General features: G+C 63.8%; 11 protein-coding genes. 2 read left to right on the top strand and 9 right to left on the bottom strand.

The genetic code is table 11. The features are described 5' to 3' along the window. The first annotated feature begins 113 nt into the window (after window positions 1-113). Together hfq and hflX are read left to right on the top strand one after the other, a co-directional pair. Window positions 114-596: an RNA chaperone Hfq gene (gene hfq, locus EWH10_RS09770; RefSeq protein ID WP_025548924.1), complete on the top strand. Its 483-nt coding sequence runs from the start codon at window positions 114-116 to the stop codon at window positions 594-596. A gap of 65 nt (window positions 597-661) precedes the next feature. Further along, on the top strand, window positions 662-1993 hold the full coding sequence (gene hflX, locus EWH10_RS09765; RefSeq protein WP_044662331.1) for a GTPase HflX: 1332 nt from the start codon (window positions 662-664) through the stop codon (window positions 1991-1993). A gap of 57 nt (window positions 1994-2050) precedes the next feature. Here hflX and mazG read toward each other — a convergent pair whose 3' ends face one another. The 9 genes from mazG to EWH10_RS09720 all read right to left on the bottom strand — a co-directional run bounded on the left by mazG (window position 2051) and on the right by EWH10_RS09720 (window position 10839). Further along, window positions 2051-2839, bottom strand: coding sequence for a nucleoside triphosphate pyrophosphohydrolase (mazG, locus tag EWH10_RS09760; RefSeq protein WP_044662330.1), 789 nt, complete (start codon window positions 2837-2839; stop codon window positions 2051-2053). A gap of 132 nt (window positions 2840-2971) precedes the next feature. Next, window positions 2972-4267, bottom strand: a complete 1296-nt coding sequence (locus EWH10_RS09755) for an MFS transporter (protein WP_044662329.1) — start codon at window positions 4265-4267, stop codon at window positions 2972-2974. After that, entirely contained in the window at window positions 4264-4899 is a 636-nt protein-coding gene (locus EWH10_RS09750) for a retropepsin-like aspartic protease family protein (RefSeq protein WP_065846823.1), read from the bottom strand. The genes EWH10_RS09755 and EWH10_RS09750 overlap by 4 nt, the downstream gene beginning before the upstream one ends. A 14-nt stretch (window positions 4900-4913) precedes the next feature. Next, window positions 4914-5693: an MBL fold metallo-hydrolase gene (locus EWH10_RS09745; protein WP_044662327.1), complete on the bottom strand. Its 780-nt coding sequence runs from the start codon at window positions 5691-5693 to the stop codon at window positions 4914-4916. After that, entirely contained in the window at window positions 5690-6463 is a 774-nt protein-coding gene (locus EWH10_RS09740; RefSeq protein ID WP_065846825.1) for a TatD family hydrolase, read from the bottom strand. Before EWH10_RS09740 ends, EWH10_RS09745 begins: the two co-directional genes overlap by 4 nt. Before the next feature lie 3 nt (window positions 6464-6466). Further along, the gene (metG, locus tag EWH10_RS09735) at window positions 6467-8035 is read right to left on the bottom strand and encodes a methionine--tRNA ligase (protein WP_044662325.1); all 1569 of its coding nucleotides are present in this window, start codon (window positions 8033-8035) and stop codon (window positions 6467-6469) included. A 43-nt stretch (window positions 8036-8078) separates the two neighbouring features. Continuing rightward, on the bottom strand, window positions 8079-9041 hold the full coding sequence (locus EWH10_RS09730; RefSeq protein WP_044662324.1) for an AAA family ATPase: 963 nt from the start codon (window positions 9039-9041) through the stop codon (window positions 8079-8081). Then, complete coding sequence (gene tmk / locus EWH10_RS09725; protein WP_044662323.1) at window positions 9038-9679, bottom strand: dTMP kinase; 642 nt, start codon at window positions 9677-9679, stop codon at window positions 9038-9040. The genes EWH10_RS09730 and tmk overlap by 4 nt, the downstream gene beginning before the upstream one ends. Further along, the gene (locus EWH10_RS09720; protein WP_044662322.1) at window positions 9676-10839 is read right to left on the bottom strand and encodes a D-alanyl-D-alanine carboxypeptidase family protein; all 1164 of its coding nucleotides are present in this window, start codon (window positions 10837-10839) and stop codon (window positions 9676-9678) included. The genes tmk and EWH10_RS09720 overlap by 4 nt, the downstream gene beginning before the upstream one ends. Window positions 10840-10884 lie beyond the last annotated feature (45 nt).

Here is a 10884-nt window from a genome sequence, read left to right as displayed (position 1 = left end):
CTTCGCAATTGCGGTAGGCTTGCCTCGCTTCCGACAGGCGGGGGCGGGCAAGACACTCTGCTTAAGGGTGCGAGAGCGGGTAACGTCCCGCCAATAAAGGACTGGTGAAGACCATGGCCGACAAAGTGAACAACCTTCAAGACATCTTCCTGAACAGCCTGCGCAAGAGCAAGACGCCCGTGACCATGTTCCTGGTCAAGGGTGTGAAGCTGCAGGGCATCATCACCTGGTTCGACAATTTTTCCGTGCTGCTGCGGCGGGACGGACAGTCGCAGCTGGTGTACAAGCATGCGATTTCGACCGTCATGCCCGCGCAATCCATGGATCTGACCGAATTGCGGAAGGCCAGCGACGGCAATGGCAAGTCGAAGCTGCTCCAGGAAATCTTCCTGAGCGCGGTGCGCAAGTCCGGCAGCCCGGTGACGATGTTCCTGGTGAACGGCGTCATGTTGCAGGGCGAAATCGCCGCCTTCGACCTCTTCTGCATGCTGCTGGAGCGGGACGGCATGGTCCAGCTTGTCTACAAGCATGCGATTTCCACCGTGCAGCCGCTGCACGCGCTGGACCTCACCGGCGAGGGTGAGGGCGAGGATTGAACGCTTTTTCTTGTCCCCGCCCGGTTTCCGATGAAGCCGGCGGGGGCCGGAAGCGTTAAGCCACCATGGCTGTCTTCAACCGAGATTCCGATGACGAGGTGTCGCGCGGCGCGCGCGCCATTGTCGTGCGCGCCGATGTCCATGGTCCGGAACGTCGCGACAGCGATGCGCGGCTGGAGGAGGCGAGGGGCCTTGCCCTTGCCATCGGCATCGACGTGCGCGCGGCGCAGGCCTTCCGCGTGCGCGACCGCAAGCCCGCAACCCTGTTCGGCAGCGGTCAGGTGGACCAGATCGCGACGCTGGCGCGGGCCGAAGAGGCGGAACTGGTCATCGTCGACAATGCGCTCAGCCCCGTGCAGCAGAGCAATCTGGAAAAGGCGACCGAAACCAAGGTCATCGACCGGACCGGCCTGATCCTGGAGATATTCGGTGAGCGCGCCGCGACCAATGAGGGGCGCCTGCAGGTCGAACTGGCGCATCTGGATTACCAGGCTGGGCGGCTGGTGCGAAGCTGGACCCACCTTGAGCGGCAGCGCGGCGGCTTCGGTTTCCTGGGCGGTCCCGGCGAAACGCAGATCGAGGCTGACCGGCGGATGATCCGCGACCGGATGGCGAAGATCAGGCGGGAGCTGGATCAGGTGACGAAGACGCGCGGCCTGCACCGGGCGCGGCGGCAGCGGGCACCCTGGCCGGTGATCGCGCTGGTGGGCTATACCAATGCGGGCAAGTCCACGCTGTTCAACCGGCTGACCGGGGCTGACGTCATGGCGGAGGATTTGCTGTTCGCGACGCTCGATCCCACGATGCGGCAGATCGCCTTGCCGGGACTGGACAAGGCCATTCTTTCCGACACCGTCGGGTTCGTTTCGGACCTGCCGACGCAGTTGATCGCGGCGTTCCGCGCGACGTTGGAGGAAGTGCTGTCGGCCGATCTGATCGTCCACGTCCGCGACATAGCGCATCCCGACAGCGACGCCCAGCGCGACGACGTCATGGACGTGCTGGGCGAGCTTGGCGTCGCGGGGGAAGGGGCTCTGGAAGCGGACGAGGGCGATGAACCGCCGCCGATCATCGAAGCGTGGAACAAGCTGGACCTGCTGGACGAGGATGCGGCGACGCTGGCGCGGGAGACGGCGGCGCGGCGGAACGATGTGGTGATCCTGTCCGCCCTGACCGGCGAAGGAGTCGATGACCTCCAGCGCGCGATCAGCACCCGGTTGACCGCCGGGGCGCAGGTCCATCACTTGCATGTGCCGCTGGCGGACGGTGCGGCGATGGCATGGCTGCACGAACATGGCGAGGTGATCGGCAGCAGGGCGGAGGGCGAGGATATGCTGGTGGATGTCCGGCTGTCCGATTCCGCGCTGGCGCGGTTCCTCAAGCGCCGGGGAAATTAACCTTACTGGACGAAATGCTGGAACCGGGTTCCGGCCTGTCCAGGACCATCTCGCCTATCAGGCCTGTCGCAACTGCCGCTTCGCCTGTTGCCACAGGCCTTCCTTCTCATCGAGCGGGAGCGTGGGGAAATCCTCGCCGGCCAGTCCCTCCATGATGCGGAAACGCTTGTCGAACTTGCCATTGGCGGCGCGCAGGGCGACTTCCGGATCGACTTTCAGATGACGGGCGAGGTTGACCACCGCAAAGAGAAGGTCGCCCACTTCCTCCTCCCGTTCGGCCTGGGTAGTCGCCGCCTGCACCTCGTCCAATTCTTCTTCGATCTTGTCGATGACGCCGCCGATGTCGGGCCAGTCGAACCCCGTGCGGGCTGCGCGTTTCTGAAGCTTTTCGGCGCGGAGCAGGGCAGGCAGCGCAATGGCGACACCTGCCAGCGCGCTTGGATCGGGTTCCTTCTCGGCGCGCTCGGCGGCCTTGATGGCTTCCCATTGGGCATGGCCATCCGTGCGCCCGGTTCCTTCGCCAAAGACGTGGGGATGACGGCGGATCATTTTTTCCGTGATGCCGTCGATGACCTCCTGCAATGTGAAATGGCCGGCCTGCTCCGCCATGCGGCTATGGAAGGCGACCTGCAGCAGCAGATCGCCAAGTTCGTCCCGCAGGGCGGCCATATCGTCGCGCTCTATGGCGTCGGCGACTTCATAGGCTTCCTCGATCGTATAGGGCGCGATGCTGGCGAAGTCCTGTTCGACATCCCAGGGGCAACCGGTGTCAGGATCGCGCAGCCGTGCCATGACTTTGGCGAGCGGCATGATGTCGGCGGGACTCGCCTTGCTGTTGGATGACATGCAGGACTCTGGATCAAGTGGGTGGGATTGAAAGGATGATAGGGTGCCGGATGGGCCAAGGCCAGCTTTCGGCAATGAATATCTTAGTTCGATAATAAAGATTATGTTAAATATGTGATGATCCTTGCATCCTCAATCTTCCACTATCCGGCTATGCTGCCGCGTATCGGGCATGCGGATATAGACGATCAGGGAGATGCCGATCATCACCGTCACATAGATGTAGAATGCCTGTTCTGTGCCGATCTGCTTGAACCAGAGCGCGACGAATTCCGCGGTGCCGCCGAACAAGGTGTTGGCCAGCGCATAAGGCAAAGCCACTCCCAATGCGCGGATATGGGCGGGAAACAATTCCGCCTTCACCACCGCGTTTATCGAAGTGTAGCCGGTCACGATCACCAGGCCGGCCATTACGAGCAGCCCCGCCGCCCACGGGTCCTTGGTGACGGCCAGCGTCGCGAAGATGGGATAGGTGCACAGGACGCCGAGCAGGCCGAAGCCGATCATCAGCGGCTTGCGCCCGATGCGGTCGGAAAGCGCCCCCGCGACAGGCTGAAGCAGCATGAAAAGAAAAAGCGTTATGCCATTGATTTGCGATGCTGTTTCCCGGCTGAGCCCGCTGGTGTTGACCAGGAATTTCTGCATGTAGATGGAATAGGCGTAAAAGGCGATCGTGCCGCCTGCCGTCAGCAGCATCACCGTCAGCGTCTCGCGCGGATGCCGGGTCACGAGTTCCATGAATCCGGATTTGGGGGCGCCCTCCGCCTTGGCCACGGCAAAGCTCTGGGTTTCGGCCAGGCCGCGCCGCAGCCAGAAGACGATGGTCGCCAGCGCTCCGCCGATCAGGAACGGAATGCGCCAGCCCCAGGCATCCAATTCGGCCTCGGTCAGCATGGCCTGGAGCGCCAGCAGGACGCAGATGGCGACAAGTTGCCCCGCGATCAGGGTCACATATTGGAAGCTGGAGAAAAAGCCGCGGCGGTTGCGCCCCGCCATTTCGGACAGATAGGTCGCGCTGGCGCCATATTCGCCGCCGATCGACAGTCCCTGCATCAGGCGCGCAAGCACCAACAACAAGGGCGCGGCGACGCCGACGCTATCATAGGAGGGCGTGACGGCGATCAGCAAGGAGCCGGCGCACATCAGGGCCACGGACAGCGTCAGGCCGCTTTTCCGGCCATGGCGATCGGCATAGACGCCCATCAGCCAGGCGCCGATGGGTCGCATCAGAAAGCCCACGGCGAAAATGCCCGCGGCACTCAGCAATTGCGCCGTGCGGTCCTCGCTCGGGAAGAAATGCTGGGCGAAATAGAGGGTGAAGGCGGAATAGGCGTACCAGTCATACCATTCGACCAGATTGCCGGTGGAGCCGCCGATAATGGCCTTCAGGCGCTGACGCTGATCGGGTGCCGCGGTCGATGACGTCATGGGGTCAGCACCATCTCTCCATTTTGCACGGACCAGCTTTTCAGGCGCGACAGCATGTTCATGCCGATCACATTGACCTCTCCGAAAGCCGGGGAAACGACGATGTCGAGATCGCTGGCCCGGATCGGGCCGACCACCAGCGTGGCGATGGTCGAGCGCTTGGCGTCGATCTTGCCGTTGACGGTCATCATGCTGACGCCGGGCGCGTTCAGGTCGAAGTTCAGGCCGGAACTGCGGGCCGCCTCCACCGACAGGGCGGTGACGCTGGCGCCGCTGTCGATCAGAAAGCGCGTCGGGTTCCCGTTGACCATTCCCTCCACCCAATAATGGCCGTCGGGCGCGACCGGGATTCGCAAGGCCTGCCCCTCCACATGCGCGGACGGCAAGGCAGCCGGCGCGGCATTGGTCGACAATGAAGGGGATTCGTCCCCTGCCCCATATATGCGGCTGGAAAACAGACCAAACTTATCGCCAGCCTTGAACAGCCCGAGGAGGACGGCGAAGATGACGATCCAGAGCATGGCCATGCGCATGAGCCCGCCCATCGGGGCGCGCCGGGCAATCAAGGCCGATCCGACCAGGACAAGCGCCAGCACATACCAGAGACTGGACATTGCCTGATCGCCATCCATCCCTGCCCCGCCCCCTATGTCGCGCCCAGTTCGGCCACCAGTCCGTCATAGCCCGGTTCGACGCCTTCGGGGAGTGTCCGGCGGAGCGTCGCATAATCCATGCTCTGGTCCATATGGATCAATATGGCACGGCGGGGCCTTACGGCCTGCACGGCATCCAGGGTAAGCGCCAGATGCGCGTGGGTCGGATGCGGCTTTTCCCGCAGGGCATCGACAACCCAGATGTCCAGCCCATCGTACAGCGCCAGCATGTCGACCGTTATGTCGTGGAAATCAGTCGCATAGCCAATGGAATGACCATCATGTGTGAAGCGGAAGCCGGTGGAGAATATCTCGCCATGGGGCTGATCCGTGCAGGCGATGCCGATGTCCCCGATGCGCAGGCCATCCGGCAGCGCATGGGGTTCGATCGTCGGATGATAACCGTGACGCCCTTCGAAGGCATAGCCGAAGCGTTCCCGGAGCAGGCGGAGCGTCTGGGGGCGCGCATAGCCGGGCACGGGCGTGCCGCGATGATGGTAAAGCTGACGGACATCGTCCAGGCCGTGGCTGTGGTCGGCATGGTCATGCGTCCACAATATGGCGTCGATCTGCACGACATCGGCCGCCAGCAACTGGGCGCGCATATCCGGTGATGTGTCGATCAGCAGCCGGGTCGTGGGGCTTTCGATCAGGATCGATGCCCGGGTGCGGCGGTTCTTCGGCTCCTGCGGGTCGCATGCGCCCCAGTCATTGCCGATCCGGGGAACGCCCGAAGAGGTGCCGCTGCCCAGGATGGTGAGCTTGAGGCTCATGCCGCCTTGCTGAACAGCTTGCGGAAATTGGCTGAGGTCGCCTCGGCCAGCTGCTCGACACTCTCGCCCCGCAAATTCGCCAGGAAACGGGCAGTGTCCGCCACGAACGCCGGTTCGCAGGGCTTGCCGCGATGGGGAACCGGCGCGAGGAACGGGGAGTCGGTCTCGATCAGCAGGCTTTCGAGCGGCAGGCGGGCGGCCGTTTCCTGCAAATCCCTGGCGTTCCTGAAGGTCACGATACCTGAAATGCTGATAAGGAAACCCAGTTCCATCGCCGCATCGGCAAAGGCGCCGCTGGCGGTGAAACAGTGGATGACCCCGCCATAGGCGCCCTTCCCCATTTCATCGCGCATGATCGCGAGCGTGTCCTCCTCCGCATCGCGGGTGTGGACGATCAGCGGCAGGCCGGTTTCGCGGGAAGCGGCGATGTGGGCGCGGAAGCTGCGTTGCTGCCGCTCGCGGTCGCTATGGTCGTAATAATAATCGAGGCCGGTCTCGCCTATGCCGACGATGCGCGGGTGGGAAGCGCGTCCGACGAGCTTCGCCGTATCGACATGCGGATGCTCGTCCGCCTCATGGGGATGAATGCCGACGGTCGCCCAGACATCGGGTTCGCGCAACGCGGTGTCCAGCACATCGTCCCACTCGCTTTCGCGCGTGGCGATGTTGAGCATCAGGCCGATGCCGGCGCCACGCGCCCGTTCGAGCACATTCTGCTGATCCTCGATCAACCCTTTGTAATTCAAGTGGCAATGGCTGTCGATGAACATGGCCTATGCCTCTTCGACGGGCAGTTCGAGCCGCGGGAAAAGCGGCTTCGGCGGCGTGAGCGTAAAGCTTTGTTCCACGAGCGCCTGATACCACTGAGAGCGGAGACCCTGATAGTTGCGGATATTCGGCGGGATACCCAACTGATCAAGTAGCGCGTTCGCACTCGTCGGGATAACTGGCAAAATGGCTACAGCAAGTTCTCCTATAGCTACATAGAGGACAGCTAGAACTGCTTCCATGCGTGCAGGATCAGTCTTGCGCAACGACCAAGGCGCTTGCGCATCTATGTAGGCGTTGCAAGCAAAGACCGCGCGCATCCAAGATTGAATACCGTCCGAAGGAGCAAGACTTGCAAATTCGCTCTCCAGCGAAACGATCTCCCTGCGAACGGTTGAAAGCAGTTCGATATCTTCGCGCGTTTCAGAACTACCGCCCCAAGGCAGACGGCCTTCGAGATTTTTCGCGATGAAGCTCAGTGTCCGCTGGGCGAGATTGCCGAAACTATTGGCGAGGTCGCTGTTCGAACGGGCGACGATCGCCTCCGCGCTGTAGCTGCCGTCATTGCCGAAGGTGACTTCCGACAGCAGGAAATAGCGAAGCTGGTCCACGCCGAAGCGCTCCGCCAGTTCCATCGGATCGGCCACATTGCCGAGCGACTTCGACATCTTCTCCCCCCGGTTGAGGAGGAAGCCGTGGCCGAACACCTGCTTGGGCAAAGGCAGCCTCGCGCTCATCAGGAAGGCCGGCCAGTAAACGGTATGAAAACGCACGATATCCTTGCCGATGATATGCGTGATGTCGCCCCCTTCGGACCAGTAACGGGCCATGCGTTCGGCATCGTCGGGATAGCCGCAGCCGGTGATGTAATTGGTGAGCGCGTCCACCCACACATACATGACATGGCCGTCGCTGCCCGGCACCTTCACGCCCCAGTCGAAGCTGGTGCGTGACACGCTGAGGTCGGACAGTCCCCCCTCGACGAAGCGCATGATCTCATTGCGGCGGCTGTCGGGCTGGATGAAGTCAGGCTGGCTGGCGTAGAGGTCCAGCAGCTTCTGCTGATAGGCGGACAGGCGGAAGAACCAGCTTTCCTCCACCGTCCATTCCACCGGCGTGCCCTGGGGCGAGAGCTTCTGCCCGCCCTCCCCTTCGGTCAGTTCCTTTTCGTCGTAAAAGGCTTCGTCGCGCACCGAATACCAGCCTTCATACCGGCCGAGATAGAGGTCGCCATTGGCCTCCATCGCCTGCCATATGGCCTGGCTGGCGCGATGGTGATCCGGCTCGCTGGTGCGGATGAAACGATCATAGCTGATATTCAGACCGTCGTTCATCGCCTTGAAATATCCGGACATTTCATCAGCAAGCGCGCGTGGCTCCATGTTCCGGCCGCGGGCGGTCTGGGCCATTTTAAGGCCATGTTCGTCCGTGCCGGTCTGGAAGAAGACGTCGCGGCCCATCATCCGCTGGAAACGGGCGATCGCATCGGTGGCGATCACTTCATAGGCGTGGCCGATATGCGGGCGGCCATTGGGGTAGCTGATGGCGGTCGTGATGGTATAGGGCTTGGACATGGGCCCTCCCTAGCGGGTGTTAGCCCTTGCGCAAAGCCGCTTTTCAGCGGGCAAGGGCCGCAACATGCCCCGCCAGTTCGAAAACCACCGCCCCCGGTTCGAGCGACAGGATGATGGCTCCGCCTGCAAGCTGACGGGCGGCTTCCCAATGGTCCAGCGCCTTGCCGAGATCGTCCCCCTGCCGCTGGCGCGCCGCCGCCGCGATGAAGGCCGGGGCACGCTCCAGAAAGGCCTCATAACGGGGCCGTGCGCTCTTTGATGAAAGCATCTTGGCCAGGATCAGCCGATGGCGATTGCCGGGGTCGCCGTCGGCGGCGATCGCCGCCAGCGAATGCTCGATGTCCGCTATGTTGAGGCCGGCATAGCGCAATGCCTTGCCCGGAGACCCCTCGCCTGCGCGGACCAGCGCCGTCAGTTCGTCCGAAGACAGGCCTGCGTCCGCCTTGTGCAGGATGCTCCGCATGGCATCCTCGCCCAAGCTGTCGAAGCGCAGGGTGCGGCAGCGGGAGCGGATGGTCGGCAGCAGGCGGCCGGGCGCATGGCTGACCAGCAGGAACAGCATGTCGGCTGGCGGCTCTTCCAGATTCTTGAGCAGCGCATTGGCCGCGCCGCGCTCCAGATCGTCGGCGCTATCGATGACGACGATCCGCCGCGAGGACATGGAGGGAGCCGACTGGATCAGGCGCTGCAGGCCCCGGACCTGATCGACCGTGATGTTGCGCGCTGTGCCGCTTTCCCTTTCCAGGCAGAAAAGCTCCGCATAGTCGGGGTGGGCGTCGGCCTCGAACAGACGGCGGATCGGGTGGTCGTGCGGCACGTCCAGCCCGTCGGCCGCGATGGCCGGGCCCGCTGCCTCCGCCAGCAGGCGCAGCGCCATGGCGCGGGCGAAGCTTGCCTTGCCGATGCCGCGTGGGCCGGCCAATATCCAGCCATGGTGCAGGCGGCCGCTTCGCGCCGCGCCGATCAGGGTGCGGGCCTGCCCGTCATGGCCGAGCAGCGGCGTCATGGCAGCAGGTCCTGCAAGGCATGCAGCAGCCTTGCCGTCACGGCTTCGGCTTCGCCAGAGGCATCGACGGTCAGGAAGCGCGCCGGTTCCTGCTGCGCGAACCGATGGAAGGCCGTCGAGACGGCCCGGTGAAAGTCCCTGTCACGCCCACCGATCCTGTCCGCAGCATCCCCATCGCGGGATTGGGCGCGAGCGCTCGCCTCCTCCTCCGCCAGGGTGAGGAAGAGCGTCCGGTCGGGCAGGAAACCGTCGCTGCCGATCCGGTGAAGCGCCAATATGTCCGCGTCGGTCAGCGAACCCATGCCCTGATAGGCCCGGCTGCTGTCCAGGAAGCGGTCGGAAAGCACCCATGCGCCGCGCTCCAGCGCCGGGCGGATCGTCTTTTCGACATGATCGGCACGGGCCGCGGCGAACAGCAGCGCTTCGGCGCGAGGGCTCCAGCGGTCAGCGCCGCCGGTCAGCAGGAGGGCGCGAATGGCCTCCGCCCCTTCGCTGCCGCCGGGTTCGCGGGTTTCCACCACTTCCAGGCCGCGCGCGCGCAGGACCGCGGCAAGCGCGCTCAACTGGGTCGACTTGCCCGCGCCCTCCCCGCCTTCCAGAGAGATGAAGCGCCCCCCTGTCGTCCGGGCGTCTGTCACCCGAAGAACGACTTCAGCCCGTTCCACAGGCGGCCGAAAATGCCGGCTTCGGAGACATCCTCGCCGGCGACCAGCGGCAGGATCTGCGGCGGGGTATCGGGGGTGGAAACGATCAGTTGCGCGATCCTCTGCCCCTTGGCGATGGGCGCCTTGATCGGGCCGGTATAGGCGACCTTGACCGAGATGTTGGACGATGCGGCGCGAGGCAGGGTCACGGCCATGTCCTGCGGCGCCACCAGCGGCACGCTGGTCGCGCTGCCCAGCTGCACTTCGGCGGTCTCGACGGTCTGACCCTTCCTGAACAGCGGCTGCGCCTTCCATGCGCGGAAGCCCCAATCCATGAAGCGCACGGATTCAGCAATCCGCTGATTGAAGCTGGTCAGGCCCGCGACGACCATGACCAGACGACGCCCCTCCTGCTCGGCCGATCCGGTGAAGCCGAAACCCGCTTCCTGGGTATGCCCGGTCTTGAGCCCGTCGGCCCCGGCCACCTTGCCCAATATGGGATTGCGGTTGCCCTGCTCGATGTCCGCGCCGCCCATCGTCTTGCCCCAGGTGAAGCTGCGCGTGGCGTAAAATTTCTTGTAGAGGTTGGGCGTTTCCTCGATCGTCGCTTCGGCCAGCGTCGCCAGGTCGGCGGCGGTGACATAGGTGACGCCTTCGTCCGGCCAGCCATTGCTGGTGCCGAAATTGCTGTTCTTGAGGCCCAGACGCTTCGCCTCCTGATTCATCAGCGCGACGAAGGCCTGCTCGGTCCCGGCGATGCCCTCCGCCAGCACGACGCAGGCATCATTGCCGGAAAGGGTGACGATGCCGTGCAGCAGATTTTCCACCGACACCTGCTCGCCCGGCGACAGGAACATGGTCGAACCGGCCTGCGGGCCATGCCATTGCTGCCAGGTTTCCGGGCGGACGGTGAATTTCTGGTCGAGCTTCAGGTCGCCCTTCTGGATCAGGCGGAAGGCGACATGGGCCGTCATCATCTTCGCCATGGAGGCAGGCGGCATCCGCGTGTCGCCACCCTTGTTATAGAGCACCGCGCCTGACGACAGGTCCTTCATATAGGCGATCGGCGCTTCGCTGCTATAGGGGGGCGCGGCGGCGGTCAGCGGCGTGGAGAGCAACCCGACGAACAGGAGGGCGGCGATGGACTTCTTCATGCAGGATTGCCTTCGGACTGGTGGATTCTTCGAGTGCCTAGCGCA

Origin of the sequence: Sphingobium fuliginis (assembly GCF_004152845.1) — a bacterium.
GTDB lineage: Bacteria > Pseudomonadota > Alphaproteobacteria > Sphingomonadales > Sphingomonadaceae > Sphingobium > Sphingobium fuliginis.
This window is presented reverse-complemented; position numbering and strand designations above follow the sequence as displayed.

Excerpts from the sequence above, each read along its gene's own strand:
- EWH10_RS09745 (WP_044662327.1), bottom strand. The coding sequence starts at position 5,693 with ATGAGCCTCAAGCTCACCATCCTGGGCAGCGGCACCTCTTCGGGCGTT.
- metG (WP_044662325.1), bottom strand. The coding sequence starts at position 8,035 with ATGTCCAAGCCCTATACCATCACGACCGCCATCAGCTACCCCAATGGC.
- EWH10_RS09755 (WP_044662329.1), bottom strand. The coding sequence starts at position 4,267 with ATGACGTCATCGACCGCGGCACCCGATCAGCGTCAGCGCCTGAAGGCC.
- EWH10_RS09740 (WP_065846825.1), bottom strand. The coding sequence starts at position 6,463 with ATGTTCATCGACAGCCATTGCCACTTGAATTACAAAGGGTTGATCGAG.
- hflX (WP_044662331.1), top strand. The coding sequence starts at position 662 with ATGGCTGTCTTCAACCGAGATTCCGATGACGAGGTGTCGCGCGGCGCG.
- EWH10_RS09720 (WP_044662322.1), bottom strand. The coding sequence starts at position 10,839 with ATGAAGAAGTCCATCGCCGCCCTCCTGTTCGTCGGGTTGCTCTCCACG.
- EWH10_RS09750 (WP_065846823.1), bottom strand. The coding sequence starts at position 4,899 with ATGGATGGCGATCAGGCAATGTCCAGTCTCTGGTATGTGCTGGCGCTT.
- mazG (WP_044662330.1), bottom strand. The coding sequence starts at position 2,839 with ATGTCATCCAACAGCAAGGCGAGTCCCGCCGACATCATGCCGCTCGCC.
- EWH10_RS09730 (WP_044662324.1), bottom strand. The coding sequence starts at position 9,041 with ATGACGCCGCTGCTCGGCCATGACGGGCAGGCCCGCACCCTGATCGGC.
- hfq (WP_025548924.1), top strand. The coding sequence starts at position 114 with ATGGCCGACAAAGTGAACAACCTTCAAGACATCTTCCTGAACAGCCTG.